Raw genomic sequence first — 18,369 nt, 5'->3', positions numbered from 1 at the left:
CACTTATCTCCTCTCGTCAGTCGACGATTCCGAAATCTTTTATCGGCCAGAAGACAATATTTGTATTGCCAATAATCTCGTCGATTGCTATAACTCCGATATGTCTTGAATCCTTACTCTTTCTCCGATTATCTCCGAGAACAAATATATAACCTTCGGGAACTGTTTTGCTTTGAATCTTGTCTTCGAGTGAAAAATCCTCGGTGAGTGGTCGATCAGTTACTTCTTCTTTGTACTTATCAAGATAAGGTTCTTCGTATGCATTCCCGTTAATATATAAAACGTCATCAATATATTCCACTTCATCGCCAGGAAGTCCAATGATTCGTTTAATATAATCTTTCTGTTCAGGGGCATGAAAAACAACGATATCAAAACGTTTTGGCTTGCCAATCGTATAACCAATTTTATTGACAACCATTCGGTCTCCATCAGATAGCGTCGGCATCATAGATATACCGTCTACAACAATTGGTGTAAACAAAAACAGACGAATAATTGCGGCCAGTCCAAAAGCAATCAAAAGCGCTTTTATCCATTCCCAAGTTTCGTTTTTAGTTTTCTTTTCATTCATTGTTAAAGCCCCCTCGCCTAATACTATCTTTATTGTACAGTTTATTCATATATGAGGCAAAAAGAAGGGAGGCCGTAGTAGATGGCCTCCCTAAATCTTCGTTCTTTATTATCGAATTTCTTTAATACGTGCAGCTTTTCCGCGTAGGCTACGAAGGTAGTACAACTTCGCACGGCGTACTTTACCACGACGAGTAACTTCTATTTGAACAATTTTAGGTGTGTGTACAGGGAATGTACGCTCTACGCCAACACCGTTGGAGATTTTACGGACTGTGAATGTTTCACTGATTCCGCCTCCACGACGCGCAATAACAACACCTTCATAAATCTGGATACGCTCGCGCGTTCCCTCAACGATTTTAACGTGTAATTTTACAGTGTCTCCCGCACGATATTCCGGGTGGTCTGTACGAAGCTGATCTTTTGTGATTTCTGCTACAATGTTTTGCATTTTTTTCTCTCCTTCTCCGCGGATGTTCTTACACTTTTGCTTTTGCAGCGGAACATCAGTCAGTATGTACTTCACTTTAGAAGTACATACAAGATATTAACACAATGTCGCCAACTGTGCAAGTTCATCTGTTTATTTATTTTGTTCTAATTGTTTTAGTAACTTACGTTGAAAATCCGTAAGCGGAGCGGATTCAAGCAAGTCTTTTCTTCTTTCATATGTTCGAATAAGAGATTGTTCTTCGCGCCATTGATTTATTTTCGCATGATTTCCCGATAGTAGAACTTCAGGTACTTCCATGCCTTTAAAGTTTGCAGGCCGAGTATATTGAGGATGTTCGAGGAGTCCTGTTGAAAACGAATCCAACATCGGGGAATCCACATTACCGAGCACATTCGGCAAAAGTCGAACGACGCTATCAATGATAGCCATTGCAGCAATCTCTCCACCCGTTAAGACGAAGTCTCCAAGCGATAATTCGTCAGTAACGAGTACATCACGAATTCGCTCGTCGTATCCTTCATAGTGGCCACATATGAAGATCAGATGTTCTTCAGAAGATAGCTCTTCCGATTTTTTCTGAGTAAACTTTTCACCTTGCGGACACATCAATATGATGCGGGGCGGTTTTTCCGTGTTCACGGTTACGGCTTCTATCGCAGCAAAAAGAGGTTCCGGTTTAAGTACCATTCCCGCGCCACCGCCGTAAGGATAATCGTCTACTTTATGGTGCTTATCTGTCGCATAATCACGGAAGTTAATGACATTAAACGATACTGCATCATTCGCCTGTGCCTTCTTCATGATTGACGAATGAAGAACACCTTCAAACATTTCCGGAAAAAGGGATAGCACATCGACTTTCATCATGAAAGCAGTCCTTCTATCGGCTCGATGACAATTCTTTTTGCATCGATATCGATTTCTTTCACAAAGTCATCAATGTATGGAATATAATGCGGCTTTCCTTTTTCAGGCGTAATTGTCCAAACATCTTTCGCACCTGTTTCTAGGATATCCGTAACTTTACCAATGTCTATACCTTCAGTCGTCACTACAGTACAACCAATGATTTCATGGTAATAAAACTCGCCATCTTCAAGTTCACTAAGATGTTTTTCCGAGACTTTAAACATGCCGTCTCTATATTTTTCAACATCAACCATATTGGGATGATGTTCAAATGTTAATAATTCAAAGTTCTTATGTTTCCGATGACTGGCTATAGTCAATTTAATGGATTTCTCGCTATCCGGCATAAATAAATCAAGTGTATTTCCGACAGCATAGCGCTCCTCAGGAAAATCCGTATATGAATTCACACGAACTTCTCCGCGAATACCATGAGTGTTAACGATTTTACCTACATTAAACCATTCCATTGCTTTACACTTCCTTAATATGATGCAAAAAAAGAAGGAACATAGGCCCCTTCTTTTTTTGCATCAATCTATAATTTCTACGTTCACTCTCTTACCGTGGTGACTTCCTGCTGCTGAATAAACTATTGTACGTATTGCTTTCGCAACACGTCCTTGCTTTCCAATCACTTTGCCCATATCTTCAGCATTGACGGAAAGCTTATAAGTAATTCGACTATCGTATTCATCCATTTCAACCCGAACATCTTCGGGGTAATCGACTAACGGTTTGACGATTGTTTCAATCAGCTGCTTCATGTACACCCCTCCTAAATTATTTACCTAATTTAGAGTTATGGAATTTCTCCATGATACCTTGATCAGAAAATAGGTTGCGGACTGTATCAGATGGTTGTGCACCATTATGAAGCCACTTAAGAGCTGATTCTTCATTGATTTTTAGTTCCACCGGTGTTTTCAATGGGTTGTAAGTACCCACTGTTTCGATTTGACGACCGTCACGTGGTGAACGTGAGTCCGCTACTACAATACGATAGACTGGAGACTTCTTTGCTCCAATACGTTTAAGACGAATTTTAACTGACATTAATTATTGCACCTCCGAATAGTTTCACACAAGATAGTATGTTATCAAGCTTTTGTTTGTTTGTAAAGTCTTTTCTCTTAACACCCTAAAATAAATTTATTTTGAGTGCGTTTTTATTTAAAAAATGAATCCAAACCAGGCATTTTCATCTTCTTTTTACCTTTTTGTTGCATGCCCGTCATCTGCTTCATCATTTTCTTCATATCTTCGAATTGTTTCAGTAAACGATTCACATCTTGAATCGTTGTTCCTGAACCTTTAGCAATTCGTCGACGTCGATTTGCATTAATGATGTCTGGCGTTGTACGTTCCGTTGGAGTCATTGATTGGATAACTGCCTCTACACGGCCCATTTGGCTTTCGTCCACTTTAGCGTTTTCAAGCCCTTTAATCTTCCCGGCCCCTGGCATCATTTTCAATAAATCATCCAGTGGCCCCATTTTCTTAACTTGTTGCAACTGATCAAGAAAGTCGTCCAGTGTGAACGACTGTGTTCGGAACTTTTCTTCGAGTTCCTTCGCTTTGTCTTCATCAACGTTTTCTTGTGCTTTCTCTATTAGAGACAGCACATCACCCATACCTAGAATTCTTGAAGCCATACGTTCTGGATGAAACGGTTCTAGTGCATCCATTTTCTCACCCGTACCGACAAACTTAATAGGCTTATCGGTTACTGAGCGAATGGATAGTGCAGCACCACCACGCGTATCACCATCAAGCTTCGTGAGTACAACTCCTGTTATGCCTACAGTGTCGTTAAAGTTCTTTGCAACATTCACTGCATCTTGACCGGTCATCGCATCGACAACTAAAAACACTTCATCCGGCGTTGTAAGATTGCGAATATCCGCAAGCTCTTGCATGAGCTTCTCATCAACATGAAGTCTACCAGCCGTATCAATAATTACGACATCGTGATGCTCTTTCTCGGCTTCGACAAGTGCTTGTCGTACAATCTCCACAGGAGAAACATCCGTTCCCAGTGCAAATACAGGTATGGTTAATTGTTTCCCAATTGTTTCCAATTGTTGGATCGCTGCAGGTCTATAAATATCTGCTGCAACGAGAAGGGGTTTTTTGTTGTGACGTTTGCGAAGGACCGCCGCTAATTTACCTGAAGTTGTCGTCTTCCCGGCACCTTGTAGACCAATCATCATAATGACTGTCGGTGACTTCCTTGCAAACTGAATTGGATTTTGTTCCCCACCCATAAGGTTTGTCAGTTCGTCTTTTACAATTTTCACGACTTGCTGACCCGGAGTTAAACTTTTCACAACTTCCTGTCCTATTGCACGTTCACTAACCGTTTTCACGAATTCTTTTACTACTTTCAAGTTAACGTCAGCTTCAATAAGCGCGAAACGAACCTCACGCATCATCTCTTTAACATCTGCCTCGTTTACCTTACCTTTGCCCCTAATCTTTTGGAGCGTTCCTTGCAGCCGCTCGGCCAATCCTTCAAATGCCATGCACGCCGCCTCCTAGTCATAGTCTTTTAATCCGACCAACAGGTTTCGCATTTTTTCCGATTGGTCATCTGTACCTTGAATTAATTGTTCTAAACTTTCGATGGCTTTTAAACGTTCTTGATGCTTGGAAAATAAATTCAATTTCAATTCGTAATCTTCAAGCATTGCTTCAGTTCTGCGAACATTATCGTAAACAGCTTGACGAGAAATCCCGTATTCTCCAGATATTTCACCAAGTGATAGATCCTCAGAGTAATATAAGTTCATATAGAGTCTCTGTTTATCCGTCAAAAGAGATTGATAAAAATCAAAGAGGAAATTAATGCGTGTTGTTTTTACAAGCGACATTGGATTCTCCTCCTCAGTACACGTACTCATATTCAATCATATTATGGTCAACACTTGCTGTCAAGCTATTTTACTTGTCTATCATTTCTTCTTCTAATTCTAGCCCATCTGCGAATAAACCATAGACATATTTCTCCGTATCAAACGGTTGTAAATCATCTACACCTTCGCCAAGACCGACAAACTTTACAGGTATGTTTAATTTATTACGAATCGCAAGAACAATTCCACCTTTTGCAGTTCCGTCGAGCTTCGTTAGAACAATTCCCGTAACATTTGTTGCTTCTTTAAATGTTTGTGCTTGAACAAGAGCATTTTGACCCGTCGTTGCATCGAGTGCAAGCAGCACTTCATGTGGTGCACCTTCGACTTCTTTACTGATGACGCGGTGAATTTTTTGCAGTTCATTCATCAGATTCACTTTGTTTTGCAATCTTCCCGCTGTATCACAAATTAAGACGTCAATTTTCCTATTTTTCGCTGCACGGATTGCATCATACATTACCGCTGCCGGGTCCGACCCTTCAGATTGTCTAATGACTTCTACACCCGCACGTTCACCCCAAACAACAAGTTGGTCGATGGCACCCGCACGGAATGTATCTCCCGCTGCAAGCATAACGGTTTTACCCTCTGCCATAAGACGTGCTGCCAGTTTACCAATTGTTGTTGTTTTTCCAACTCCGTTGACACCAACCATTAAGATAACCGTTAACTCATCTTCTTGAATGTTTAAACGAACATCCAATTCTTCGCCCGAATTATAAATTTCCACAAGTTTTTCGGATATAACGGACTGAATTCCCGCTGTATCTTTCTTGTTTTTTCTCTGCACTTCGAGTTTCAATTGATCGATTAATTCCATTACAGTTTCAACGCCAACATCAGCTTGCAACAATAACTCCTCAAGCTCTTCAAAAAACTCTTCATCAATAACTCTAAATCGTGCGACAAGATCATTGACCTTTGAAGTAAACTGATTCCGAGTCTTCGCGAGACCTTCTTTAAATTTATCCGTTACTGCATCATTTGAACCTGTGATTTTTTCTTTCATTTTCCTAAAAAAAGACACTACGAATCACTCCTTTTATATAAGAGCCTCTTCCGGAACTTCTGAAAGTTTTACAGAAATTAACCTGGAGACGCCTGATTCCTGCATTGTTATTCCGTAAAGAACATCTGCACCTTCCATTGTTCCTTTACGATGTGTAATGACGATAAATTGGGTCTTATCCGAAAACCTATTTAAGTATTTACTGTAACGTAAGACGTTCGCCTCGTCGAGTGCCGCCTCAACCTCATCCAGTATACAAAATGGAACTGGCCTCACTTCGATGATTGAAAACAGAAGCGCTATCGCCGTCAAGGCACGTTCCCCACCGGATAATAAACTCAAGTTCTGTAGCTTTTTACCCGGAGGACGAGCAATGATGTCCACACCTGTTTCTAGTAAGTTCGAAGGATCCGTTAAAACTAAATCTGCATCACCACCGCCAAACATTTCCTTAAATACGCCGCGGAAACGATTTTGAACCGCATCAAATGTCGCAGAGAAACGAGCCGTCATTTCTTGATCCATTTCAGACATTGCTTCTTGCAATGTACTTTTGGCGTTCAATAAGTCGTTTCGTTGCTCCGTTAAAAACTCATACCTTTCAGACACTTCGGCATATTCAATAACTGCCCCGGGATTGACAGGCCCAATATCCGAGAGTTCGCGCTTGAGTTCAGAAAGCCTCTCCCTTGTTTCCACTTCGTCGAATTCAATGACCGCATCAAAATCGGGATGAAGACCATATTCGTTTAACAGCCGTCCAGTTACGGCTTCGTATTTTACTTCCAACCGGGATTTTTCAACGGTCAATTGATTTAATTGAGATACGATTACAGCGGACTTTTCCCTAAGAGTTTTAAGAAGTTGCTCTTTTTCATCGACGTATTGAACGAGTTCCAACCGTTTTATCCTACTGTTGTTCACTTCAGTTTCAAAATGTTCTTTTTCAGCCAACGTTTTTTGGATTCGTTCACTAATTTCTTCCGAAGTTAAATCGCCATCTCCACTATTTCCTGTGAAATAATCCACTTCTTCAGCCAATAATATAATTTTACGTTTCACGGCGTCGATTGTATGTATCATCTCGTCAATCGACTTTTTGTAATGTGTCCGTTGCTCCCGAAGAACTGCCGCACGTTCGCGTAAGTCAAAAATTCTTGCTGTTAGAATCGCTTCTTCCTGGCGCCAATCAGCAGCGAGTCGTTCCAACATGGCCACTTCAGCCGATATTTTCTCCAAACCTTTTTTAACGATGATATGTTGATTTTCAAGCTCTTTTTTACGTTTTAATATAGTAGAACCCGTATTTTCAAAACCTTTTCTTTCCAATTCGGATGAAGTAATTTCATTTTCAATGGACCGAATGGCTATGTCCGTTTCACGGATTCCGGATTCCCCAGTTGCGATTTCAAGTTGGAGTACTTCAGTCGAATGACGCAACTGCTCCATTTCGTGCATAATACCGGCAATTTCCATCTTCAAATTACCAATGGTTTTTGTTGCGGATTCAATGGAAGACGCCATTTGAACGAGTTGTACTTTTAAGGTTTCCAGTTCGGCCTTACGGGAAAAAACCGATGCCTGTCCTTTAACGCCGCCACCTGTTAGGGAACCCCCAGCATTCACTATATCACCATCTATAGTCACGACACGATTCCGATATCCAATGGTTTTAGCAATTTCAGTCGCGCTTGATAAAGAGGTCGCCACAAGCACATTTCCCAGGAGATTTTCAGTAATAATTCGATAATCATCTTCTGTTTGAACTAAACTATTAGCCGTTCCTATGAACCCGGGGTGCTGTTTCGCAAGGTTTAGTGTGGCGGGTTGGATCATCCTTGATTTCATAACATCACGCGGCAGAAATGTTGCCCTGCCGGCATTTTTAGATTTCAAGTAAGCGATTGCTTGTCGAGCTTCTTTTTCAGTTGTTGTTACTATATTTTGTAACGCACCACCAAGAGCCGTTTCTATCGCTTTGACATACTTACTCTCAACATTGATGAGCTCAGCTACAGCACCATTAATACCTGTTAATTTTCCGCCCTGTTTAGCAATCAGAACTTCTTTTACTCCTGAGAAAAAACCCGAGAAATCCGCTTCCATACTTTCAAGCGCTCGTATTCTTCCTTGCATTTCATGTTGTCTGTTGAATGCCTTTTGAAGCAATTCTTGTTTTCCGCGAAGTTCCTCTTCCAATACCCGCAGTATTTCAATCGTCTGTTTGTATTTTATTTCAGTCTCTTTTGCATGCTCTTTTACTTTACGTACCGTTTGTTCTTTCTGTACCTTCTCATCTGCAAGTACTTTGAAACGATCGCTTAGGGAAGATGTTTGTTGGAAATACTTTTCAGAAGAAAATTTCTCCCCAGCAAGTCTTTCATCCGCATGCTTCAGATCGTTTCTAATCGTCGCTTCTTCATTTAATCGATCAATGTATTCCGATTTCAATTGCTCAATTTCATTTTCAGTCTCTTTAACAGATCTTTTTAAAACTTGAGCAACATCATCTATTTCTTTCGAAACGGTTTCATATTCAGATTGGATCGATGCAAGCTGTTTTTGAGAATTTTTTAATTTCAAGTTAAGTTCATCTTTTTCAATTTTTGCTAGCGCTAAATCGGAATGAATTCGTTCGACTTGTTGATGGGCATTACGCCTTTTCTCGACCGAAAGAAGTCTTCTTCCTTCCCATTTTTCAGTCTCAGCACTGCTGCTCACTAGTTTTTTCTGAAGAGTATCCATTTGGATGTCTAATTGAGCCAACTGTGCTTTTAAATGGTCGGATTCGGCACCGCTTTTTTCCAGCAAGACTTCCAGTTCATTGTTCTTTTCATAGATGTTCTTTGCTTCCATCATTTTCTTCTCTATTTCCGCATGTTGGTTTCGTGCATCATAGTTCAACAAAGTGATATCTGCATCCCGTGTTTCTTCAAAAAGAACGGCATATTTCTCTGCTGCTTCCGCATTTTTTTTCAGTGGACCAATTCGTGTTTCAAGCTCTTTTAAAATATCGAGCACACGATCCAAATTATCAGCGGTTTCGAAAAGCTTGTGTTCAGCCTTCTTTTTTCTTGTTCGATATTTTAATACTCCTGCCGCTTCATCAAATATATTTCGCCTTTCCTCGGGACGACTGTTCAGTACTTCATCCACGCGGCCTTGAGAAATGATTGAAAAAGACTCCTTACCAAGACCAGAATCCATAAAAACATCATTAATATCTTTTAAGCGACATTGTTGTTTGTTTAATAAATAAACACTTTCACCCGAGCGAAAAACTCTCCTACTTACACTAATCTCTGTATAATCCAACGGGAAAAGACCTTTTGAATTATCCAGAATTAAAGTAACTTCCGCAAAGTTCAGCGGTTTCCTAGAATCACTTCCTGCAAAAATCACATCTTCCATCTTCGCACCACGTAGGGATTTTGCTGATTGTTCCCCAAGCACCCACCGAATTGCATCTGTAATATTACTCTTCCCGCTACCATTGGGACCAACGATAGCGGTGACTCCTGGAACAAAATCAATTTCAATTTTCTCAGCAAATGATTTGAATCCAATTATTTCAAGCCTTTTTAGAAACACTGTTAAATCTCTCCTCCGGCTTGCTGCCTCATCAATTCATCAATTGCATTGCGCGCTGCTTCTTGCTCAGCTTCTTTTTTCGATTTACCACTGCCTACACCCAGCTGTTTCTCTCCAAGCCGGACAACAGTAACAAACTCTTTCGAATGTGCAGGACCCTTTTCTTCAACCACTTCATATTCAAGTTGTCCTTGATTTGTCTGTTGAATAATTTCCTGTAAACCACTTTTATAATCCATCACATGCGAAAAAGCACCGATTGTAATTTTAGGAAAAATTACATTTTCAAGAAACTTTGTTACGGGTTCCATGCCTTGGTCCATGTATAGTGCACCAATGAAAGCTTCAAATACATCTGCAAGAAGAGCCGGACGCATTCTACCACCCGTTTGTTCTTCACCTTTACCAAGGAGTACATAATGGCCAAAATCCAACTCATTTGCAAACTTAACGAGTGCCGGTTCACAAACGATAGCTGCACGAAGTTTTGTCAATTGGCCTTCGCTCATATTAGGCTCCGCCGAATAAAGAAAACGAGATACTCCGAGTTCCAAAACAGCGTCTCCTAAAAATTCAAGCCGCTCATTATCAGTAAAACTCTTTCTACGATGCTCATTCACATAGGATGAATGTGTGAATGCATTATAAAGCAAAGAGCTATCCTTGAATGTTATGGATAGTTTTTCTTGAAGTTCACTAAAACGATTCCTTACAGACAGCGGAAGTGGAACTTTGCTGTTTTTACCATTTGTGCGTTTATTTGTCATAAGATTAATTCTACCTCTCTTCGCAATCTACCTTTAATTTTAACCTTTTTGCGGACTTAGTGCAAAAGTAAAAAGAGACACTTCCAATCCTTTCAAATTGAAAGGATGAAAAGGTCTCCGTTAAATGTCTATTAGTTCACTTTACTTTCGATATATGAAACTGTATCGCCGACCGTTGTAATTTTTTCTGCATCATCATCGGAAATTTCCATATCGAATTCATCTTCTAATTCCATTACAAGTTCAACGACATCCAAAGAGTCTGCGCCGAGATCATCACGGAATGAAGCTTCTGGTTTAATTTCACTTTCGTCGACGCCAAGACGATCGACGATTACTTTTGTTACACGACTAAGTACTGTTGACAAATTTGTCACCTCCCCTCGAAGTTATACTATTAAATTTACATTACCATTCCACCATCAACATGGATTGTTTGTCCCGTAATATACGCTGCATCATCAGAAAGTAGAAATAGTACTGTTCGTGCTACGTTTTCAGGACTGCCCAATTTGCCAAGTGGTATCACACTCAGCATTTGGTCTTTCACTTCATCACTTAATGCCTCTGTCATATCTGTTGTAATGAATCCAGGGGCAACAGCATTCACATTAATATTACGCGTAGCTAATTCTTTTGCAACCGTTTTGGTAAATCCAATGACGCCTGCTTTTGCCGCAACGTAATTCGCTTGACCTGGATTTCCTGAAACACCTACAATGGATGCGACGTTTACAATTTTTCCAGCACGTTGCCTCATCATTTGTCGAGTGACACCTTTTGTACAAAGAAATACGCCTTTTAGATTAATATTAAGGACATCATCCCACTCGTCCTCTTTCATTCTCATAAGTAAATTATCACGTGTAATTCCAGCGTTATTTACAAGTATATCAATTGAACCAAATCTCTCAAGCGTTTGGTCCACCATGTTTTTCACACTGTCTGCTTTGGAAACATCTGCTTGAATCGCAAATGCCTCGCCGCCTAACTGTGTAATCAACTGCACAACCTCATCTGCCTTTTCTTTGCTGCCGCTGTAGTTGACAGCAACTTTTGCGCCTTCTTTTGCTAATTGTAAAGCAATCTCTCGACCAATTCCACGAGATGCTCCTGTAACAATTGCTGCTTTTCCTGTGAACCTATTCATTCAGACCACCCTTTCGAAGCTTCTAACACTTCTTGTAGTGTCGATTCATCATAAACCGCATATACCTCTACTTCTTTACTAATCTTCTTTACGAGTCCACTCAGCACTTTACCCGGTCCACATTCAATAAAATGTGTAACCCCGAGATCTAGCATCGTTCGAACGGAATCCTCCCATAATACAGGGGAATAGAGCTGTTCGACAAGTAGTTTTTTTATTTCATCCGAATTTTGCACAACTGAAGCATTTACATTCGCAATTACTGGGACCGAAGCTTCACTCATTTGGATTGCATTCAGCATTTTTTCAAGTTGTTTCGCAGCAGGTTTCATAAGTGAAGAATGGAACGGACCACTAACATTAAGAGGTATTGCACGTCTCGCACCCGCATCTTTTAGTTCTACACATGCTGTTTCAACGCCTAACTTTGTGCCTGAAATCACAATTTGTCCAGGACAATTTAAATTGGCCGGTTGTACCGCATGTCCTCTTGCCGTAATTGAATCCGTAACTTCCAATATTTGTTCATTGCTAAGACCTAGAATTGCAGCCATAGCCCCTTCACCCGCCGGAACCGCTTCATTCATATAGTTTCCACGCTGGTGAACCGCTAAGACACCGTCTTCAAAAGACAGCACACCCGATGCAACAAGTGCCGTGTACTCTCCAAGACTATGACCCGCGGTGTAATCCGGTTCAATTCCTTCATCAGCCAATCTTGAGGCGATCATCGTTCCCACCGTTAACAGGGCAGGCTGTGCATTGTACGTTACTGTAAGATCCTCTGCGGGACCTTCTAAAATAAGTTCGCTTAATGCATACGAAAGTTCATGATCTGCTTTCTCTAAAAAACGTTTACTCTTTTCATTAGTTTCCGTAAATTCTTTTCCCATTCCAACAACTTGCGAGCCTTGTCCTGGGAATATAAAAGCAATCTTCGTCATTCTGTATTTCCCTCCTTGATGGTCTTTCGAATGATGCCACATACGTCATATTCCACCATTGTTCGAGCCTGGCGAATTGCATTGTATATCGCGTTGGCGTTTGAAGAACCATGCGCTTTAATAACTGGAGAATTTAATCCAAACAGACCCGCGCCGCCGTATTCCGTGTAATCCATTTTCTTTTTCAAACCACGAAGTTCATTTTTCACAAGAGCAGCGGACAGTTTCGTTTTCGTCGATGAACCATAAACTTCTTTCAACATTGTGAAAAAACCACTTGCCGTACCCTCAATCGTTTTTAAAATCATATTTCCCGTAAAACCATCCGTTATCGCCACATCGGCTACACCAACAAGTAAATCTCTTGCTTCTATGTTCCCGATAAAATTAATAGGTGCCTCCGAAAGAAGATCGTACGCCGCTTTCGTTAGTTCGTTTCCTTTACCCTCTTCAGTTCCAATGTTTAATAAACCGACTCGCGGATTTTTAATGCCACGAACTTGTTCCGCATAAATACTGCCCATAATTCCATATTGGGCGAGCTGCGTTGGTTTGGCATCGGAGTTCGCACCAACATCCATCATCACAAAACCTTTACCGTCCACTGTTGGAAGCGTCGGAGCTAGAGCCGGTCGTTCAATTCCATCAATGCGCTTTACTATAAACAATCCTGCAGACATCAGCGCCCCCGTATTACCTGCGGAAACACATGCATCTGCATCTCCATCTTTTACAGCCTGAGCCATGCGCACCATTGAAGCATCTTTTTTCTTACGAATCGCACGCACCGGTTCGTCGTCCGCTTCAATTACTTCTGTACAATGAAACACCTTTAATCGATCATGTTCCTTTAAAAAAGGTGCCATCTTCGACTCGTCGCCGTATATATGTATTTGTATATCTTCGAATGCGGTTAAGCTTTCGAGTGCCCCAGCAATTATTTCACCAGGGGCATGATCTCCACCCATTCCATCGACAGCTATGATCATAATAATTCCTCCTGCACTTTATCAGTCGTTCGATACATTAAGAATTCACCCGTAAAAACCGTTTCACCATCCACTTCAGAAACGACTTCCACTTTTGTCCTTTTATGATTCGAATCTTCTTTATTTACTTCCGCGCGCGCTACTACTCGGTCGCCCGCTTTAACTGGCTTAACAAAATGAATTGTCGATTTCACCGTTAAAGCAAGTTCGTCATCTAAAACCGCAACAGCAAGAGAATTTGCTTGTGCAAATAAATGATGACCGCGCGCAATTCCATTTCGTTGGAATACATGATCTTTTGTTACATCAAATATGGATAATGCGCGGACATCTAGTTTTAAATCTACAATATCACCAATGATTTCATCAGTATGAATCGATTTGATTTCACCCGTCAACGTTTTTGCCGCTACATTTTTAATTCGTTCACGCAACTCCGGAATTCCCTGCTCAAGCCGATCTAAACGGATTGTCTGGACACTCACATTAAAGTGCTTTGAAAGATCATCATCAGTGTGAAACGGATTCTCTTCCAACAAATCACCAAGCAACCGTTGCCTCTCCACTTTAGGCATACGCAATCATTTCACCCTCCACATTAGGACTTGGTACTAATATCAGTATATAAAGATAGAATTGAGAAAGCAAGCATAGAAAAGCGGAAGGTGCTGTTTAGCCCCGACAGGCACAAGAGGTTTATCCATGGAGGCGTACTTCAGCCTCCTTGGATAAACAACTTGTGACCCGAGGGACTGGGGACTGGCGCATGGAGACTAGACAAATAGAAAAGCGGAAGGTGCCGTTTAGCTCTGGCAGGCACAATAACGTTCACTTATTTCCAATCATTTGGCTAGGCAGTAGGTCATGATTTGCGGATAAACTGCTCAAAGTGTCGGATATAATCAGTGATGTGTCGGATAAACAGCTCGAAGTGTCGGATATAACCACAGATCTGTCGGATATATGCACCGAAGAGTCGGATATATCCATTTCAGAGAAAGAACGCAGTCCAAGTTCGCCACGTCCTGTGGCAACGACTGCACAACCCAGATCCTGTCGGCCCAAAAAGTGATTTCCCCAACCATTTCGCTAGGCATTAGGTCATGATTTGCGGATAAACTCCTCAAAGTGTCGGATATAATCACAGATCTGTCGGATATATCCATTTCGGAGAAAGAACGCAATCTAAGTTCGCCACGTCCTGTGGCAACGACTGCACAACGCACATCCTATCGGCTCAAAATGTGATTTCCACCGACTGTTTCGCTAGGCATTAGGTCACGATTTGCGGATAAACTGCTCAAAGTATCGGATATAATCAGTGATGTGTCGGATAAACAGCTCGAAGTGTCGGATATAACCACCAATCTGTCGGATAAATGCACCGAAATGTCGGATATATCCATTTCATTCAACACTTCAATCAATTCGTTCGTTCCCAAGGGCACCTGAGGATTCAAGCTGTCTTCTTAAAACCGCATACTCGTCAGCTTCCCAAAAATAAGTAGAATCCAAAAGTTTCTCAGCATCTTTTCTTGCTGTATCGAGAGCTCTAAAGTCATGGACGAGGTCCGCAATTTTGAATTCAGGCATACCACTTTGCTTTTTACCGAAAAAGTCGCCAGCTCCTCTGAGTTCAAGGTCTTTTTCAGCGAGGACGAAACCGTCATTTGTTTCCGTCATTGTTTGCATACGCTCTTTACCTTCTTCAGTTTTCGGATCAGCCAAAAGGACGCAATACGACTGTTCCGCTCCTCTACCAACTCTTCCCCTAAGTTGATGAAGTTGAGAAAGACCAAATCGACCCGCATCGTAAATAAGCATAAATGTCGCATTTGGAACGTTAACTCCAACTTCTACTACTGTTGTTGATACAAGAACATTAATTTCACCTTCACTAAATTCACGCATGATCGCATCTTTTTCTGCTGAATGAAGACGACCATGCATAAGTCCGACATTATATTGACCTTTAAAATGATGTGTTAATTGACTATGCACATCAACTGCATTTTGCACATCTAATTTGTCCGACTCCTCGATTAACGGACAGATTACATAGGCTTGTCGACCTGCTCGCAATTCCTTTTCCATCTTTTGCAAAACAGGCAAAATAGACTCTTCTTTTAACCAATGCGTTTCAATTTCTTTTCGACCCGCAGGCAATTCATCTAAAACAGATACATCCATTTCACCAAAAACGGTGATGGCTAACGTCCGTGGGATTGGTGTTGCCGTCATAAACAACACATTCGGATTAAGCCCTTTATCCCGTAAAACTCGCCTTTGTTCGACACCGAATCGATGTTGTTCGTCTGTTATCACAAGTCCGGGATTCTTAAATACAACATCTGGTTGAATGAGTGCATGTGTACCAATCAGTAAATCGATTTCCCCAGATTCCAACTTCTCCAATAAACTTACCCTTGCCTTCGCTTTTGTCGATCCGGAGAGGAAAGCTACAGTTACATCAAAGGGTTCTAGCCACTCTGCAAGAGTAGCAGCATGTTGTTCTGCAAGTATTTCAGTTGGAGCCATCAGTGCACCTTGAAAACCTGCTGTAATCGATGCGTAAATCGCAATTGCAGCAACTACCGTTTTCCCAGAACCTACATCTCCTTGAAGAAGACGATTCATACGAACTGAACTCTTTAACTCTGTACACAATTCATTCACTACACGTTTCTGTGCATTCGTTAATTCAAAAGGAAGCGACTCTATAAAAACCTTCACTTTCTCCAAATCATAATCCACTATAACGCCTTTTTCCGCTTCTTTTCGAGCCTTTTTAATCCCTTGCATTTTTAATTGGAATACTAATAACTCCTCATAAACAAAACGCCTTCTTGCTTGCTTTACATCTTCTGGACTTCTTGGAAAATGCACCATTTCAAGTGCTTCACTAATTGCAGGAATTCTATAGGCTTGTAAAGTGTCGTTCGGGAGCGATTCTTCATGCTTCCCTTCTGTGTAATCAAGAGCACTTCTCATAAACCTGCGAAATGTTTTTTGATGCATCACACTCTTCAAACTATAAACAGGTTCAAAATCGGATTGCTCCGTTTTTGGACCAGCATGAAAATTGCTTACATTAATTAATTGTCTACCACGGTCCCACTTACCTGTAACGGTAACCACTGCACCTGGCGTCATGCGAGCTTTTAAATAATGTTGATTAAAAAAAACCGCCTTCACAAGATGTCTTCCAGCAAGAAGACGGACTTGTAGACGGGATCTGTTTTTTCCTAAAAAAAGAATTGTAGGCTCACTTTCGACCCTTCCTTCAATGGTCACCCGTTCATTGTGCGGTGTTTCTGTTAAATCCTTCAATCTGAAATCTTCGTGCCGGTACGGGAATGTCATGAGAAGGTCATTAACGCAGTGGATGCCGAGTGCTTCAAGTTGTTCACCTGCAGCTTTCCCGACTCCTCTCAGTTCAGTTACAGAATCATTTAGTGACGGAATCATGATCTACCTTATCCGTGCCGAAGACTTTTGCAGCTAAAGCCTTTCCGGTAGGGGTCACTGCCAATCCGCCTCTTGCTGTTTCCCGTAGCGCAGAAGGCATCGATTGACCTATTTTATGCATTGCTTCAATTACTTCATCCGTTGGAATTCGACTTACAACTCCAGCTAAAGCCATATCTGCTCCAACTAAAGCTTTTGCCGCACCCATCGCATTTCGCTTCACGCAAGGGACTTCAACTAGTCCCGCTACAGGATCACAAACGAGCCCTAACATATTCTTCATAACAATCGAAAACGCTTCAGCACTCTGTTGAGGTGTTCCGCCAGCCATTTCTACAATTGCTGCCGCCGCCATAGATCCTGCAGATCCAGTTTCCGCTTGACAACCACCAGCCGCACCGGAAATCGATGCATTGTTCGCAACAACGAAACCAAAAGCACCTGATGTAAACAAATAATTCAACATTTGCTGTCGAGTTGGATTCAATCTGTTTTTCACAGCAAATAACGTACCTGGAACAATTCCAGCCGCTCCTGCTGTTGGTGTTGCGCAAATTGTACCCATTGCTGCATTCACTTCATTCGTCGCTACTGCTTTACTAACAGCATCCATCACCAAATCCCCGCAAAGCGATTTGCCAGTCGCCATATATTTCTGCAGAAGAACAGCATCTCCGCCAGATAGACCCGAAGCAGAATGTACTCCTTCTAGCCCTTTTTCAACGGCACTTTCCATAACCGTCAAATTGTTATCCATTTGGGCAATAATATCTTCTCTAGAGCGCTTTGTCATAAGCATTTCTTGTTCAATCATTATTTCAGAAATCGGCTTTTTTTGTGATTCTGCAAGTGCAACAAGTTCTTTTACCGAAGTAAATAGTACTTCCATATAATTTTCCTCCTTAATTCGCTAATGTCGAAACTTGAGTGACGTGTTCTAAAACTTCTAACTCATTTATAAGTGCATCATTTATGAATTGGTCAACTTCAATTACCATAAGTGCCATCTCGCCTTTTTCCTTACGGCCACATTCCATATGTGCAATATTTACACCTTGTTTGGCAAGAGCATTGGAAACGCTCGCAATTACACCAGCACGGTCTTCATGGACAATGAGCAATGCCGGGTAATGTCCGGATAATCGAAGTGGAAAACCATTAAGTTCTGTAACTTCCATCGTTCCGCCGCCAATAGAAATAGCCGTTAACTCCATAACACCTTCACCATCACCGATTACAAGACGTGCTGTATTCGGATGCTCAGGTTCTTCATCTTCTGGAATAAATTCAAAAGATAGACCAAGACGTTTCGCTTCATCAAAAGACGTTTTAATGCGTTCATCGAATGTATCATAATCAAGTAAGCCACCAATAATGGCAACATCCGTACTGTGCCCTTTATACGTTTCTGCAAATGAACCATATAAATGGATTCGCGCCCATTCGGGTTGTCGACCAAAAAGTGTTCGCGCAACTCGACCGATCCGGGCAGCACCAGCAGTATGTGATGATGATGGACCAATCATTACCGGACCAATAATATCAAAAACGGATCTAAATTTCATATACACTACTCCCCTTTAAAAAGTATACA

General features: G+C 41.3%; 19 protein-coding genes. All 19 read right to left on the bottom strand.

Annotated features, from left to right (window positions below; all coding sequences use genetic code 11):
• Positions 1-16: 16 nt before the first annotated feature.
• Complete coding sequence (gene lepB, locus ACP8HH_RS06565; protein WP_438317544.1) at positions 17-574, bottom strand: signal peptidase I; 558 nt, start codon at positions 572-574, stop codon at positions 17-19.
• Positions 575-682: 108 nt separating this feature from the next.
• Complete coding sequence (gene rplS, locus ACP8HH_RS06560) at positions 683-1,027, bottom strand: 50S ribosomal protein L19 (RefSeq protein ID WP_438317541.1); 345 nt, start codon at positions 1,025-1,027, stop codon at positions 683-685.
• A 132-nt stretch (positions 1,028-1,159) separates the two neighbouring features.
• Positions 1,160-1,894, bottom strand: a complete 735-nt coding sequence (gene trmD, locus ACP8HH_RS06555; RefSeq protein ID WP_438319055.1) for a tRNA (guanosine(37)-N1)-methyltransferase TrmD — start codon at positions 1,892-1,894, stop codon at positions 1,160-1,162.
• Positions 1,894-2,409 (bottom strand): ribosome maturation factor RimM, encoded by a 516-nt coding sequence (rimM, locus tag ACP8HH_RS06550; protein WP_438317538.1) that lies wholly within the window; start codon positions 2,407-2,409, stop codon positions 1,894-1,896. Before rimM ends, trmD begins: the two co-directional genes overlap by 1 nt.
• A 63-nt stretch (positions 2,410-2,472) precedes the next feature.
• Entirely contained in the window at positions 2,473-2,706 is a 234-nt protein-coding gene (locus ACP8HH_RS06545) for a KH domain-containing protein (protein WP_438317536.1), read from the bottom strand.
• A gap of 16 nt (positions 2,707-2,722) precedes the next feature.
• The gene (gene rpsP, locus ACP8HH_RS06540; RefSeq protein WP_381538284.1) at positions 2,723-2,995 is read right to left on the bottom strand and encodes a 30S ribosomal protein S16; all 273 of its coding nucleotides are present in this window, start codon (positions 2,993-2,995) and stop codon (positions 2,723-2,725) included.
• A gap of 113 nt (positions 2,996-3,108) precedes the next feature.
• Entirely contained in the window at positions 3,109-4,464 is a 1,356-nt protein-coding gene (gene ffh / locus ACP8HH_RS06535) for a signal recognition particle protein (protein WP_438317532.1), read from the bottom strand.
• Positions 4,465-4,476: 12 nt separating this feature from the next.
• Positions 4,477-4,812, bottom strand: coding sequence for a putative DNA-binding protein (locus ACP8HH_RS06530; RefSeq protein ID WP_438317530.1), 336 nt, complete (start codon positions 4,810-4,812; stop codon positions 4,477-4,479).
• Between the two features lie 70 nt (positions 4,813-4,882).
• Positions 4,883-5,884: a signal recognition particle-docking protein FtsY gene (gene ftsY, locus ACP8HH_RS06525; protein ID WP_438317527.1), complete on the bottom strand. Its 1,002-nt coding sequence runs from the start codon at positions 5,882-5,884 to the stop codon at positions 4,883-4,885.
• 15 nt (positions 5,885-5,899) lie between these two features.
• Entirely contained in the window at positions 5,900-9,457 is a 3,558-nt protein-coding gene (gene smc, locus ACP8HH_RS06520; protein WP_438317524.1) for a chromosome segregation protein SMC, read from the bottom strand.
• A gap of 2 nt (positions 9,458-9,459) precedes the next feature.
• Positions 9,460-10,224 (bottom strand): ribonuclease III, encoded by a 765-nt coding sequence (gene rnc, locus ACP8HH_RS06515; protein WP_438317521.1) that lies wholly within the window; start codon positions 10,222-10,224, stop codon positions 9,460-9,462.
• 131 nt (positions 10,225-10,355) lie between these two features.
• Positions 10,356-10,592, bottom strand: coding sequence for an acyl carrier protein (acpP, locus tag ACP8HH_RS06510; RefSeq protein WP_438317518.1), 237 nt, complete (start codon positions 10,590-10,592; stop codon positions 10,356-10,358).
• Between the two features lie 35 nt (positions 10,593-10,627).
• A complete protein-coding gene (gene fabG, locus ACP8HH_RS06505; RefSeq protein WP_438317515.1) occupies positions 10,628-11,374 on the bottom strand; it encodes a 3-oxoacyl-[acyl-carrier-protein] reductase in 747 nt (248 codons plus the stop codon).
• Positions 11,371-12,318, bottom strand: coding sequence for an ACP S-malonyltransferase (fabD, locus tag ACP8HH_RS06500; RefSeq protein WP_438317512.1), 948 nt, complete (start codon positions 12,316-12,318; stop codon positions 11,371-11,373). Before fabD ends, fabG begins: the two co-directional genes overlap by 4 nt.
• Positions 12,315-13,307 carry a phosphate acyltransferase PlsX gene (gene plsX, locus ACP8HH_RS06495; RefSeq protein WP_438317509.1) on the bottom strand — a complete coding sequence of 331 codons (993 nt, stop codon included), beginning with the start codon at positions 13,305-13,307 and terminating at the stop codon, positions 12,315-12,317. Before plsX ends, fabD begins: the two co-directional genes overlap by 4 nt.
• Positions 13,304-13,888 (bottom strand): transcription factor FapR, encoded by a 585-nt coding sequence (fapR, locus tag ACP8HH_RS06490; RefSeq protein WP_438317506.1) that lies wholly within the window; start codon positions 13,886-13,888, stop codon positions 13,304-13,306. Before fapR ends, plsX begins: the two co-directional genes overlap by 4 nt.
• 838 nt (positions 13,889-14,726) lie before the next feature.
• Positions 14,727-16,775, bottom strand: coding sequence for an ATP-dependent DNA helicase RecG (recG, locus tag ACP8HH_RS06485; RefSeq protein ID WP_438317503.1), 2,049 nt, complete (start codon positions 16,773-16,775; stop codon positions 14,727-14,729).
• Entirely contained in the window at positions 16,756-17,664 is a 909-nt protein-coding gene (gene sdaAA, locus ACP8HH_RS06480; protein WP_438317500.1) for an L-serine ammonia-lyase, iron-sulfur-dependent, subunit alpha, read from the bottom strand. Before sdaAA ends, recG begins: the two co-directional genes overlap by 20 nt.
• Before the next feature lie 13 nt (positions 17,665-17,677).
• Positions 17,678-18,340, bottom strand: coding sequence for an L-serine ammonia-lyase, iron-sulfur-dependent subunit beta (gene sdaAB / locus ACP8HH_RS06475; RefSeq protein ID WP_438317497.1), 663 nt, complete (start codon positions 18,338-18,340; stop codon positions 17,678-17,680).
• Between the last annotated feature and the right edge of the window lie 29 nt (positions 18,341-18,369).

It is taken from the genome of Sporosarcina sp. FA9 (genome assembly GCF_051550205.1).
Classification (GTDB): Bacteria; Bacillota; Bacilli; order Bacillales_A; family Planococcaceae; genus Sporosarcina.
The sequence above is the reverse complement of the archived record's forward strand: the minus strand, read 5'-3'. Positions and strand labels throughout refer to the sequence as shown.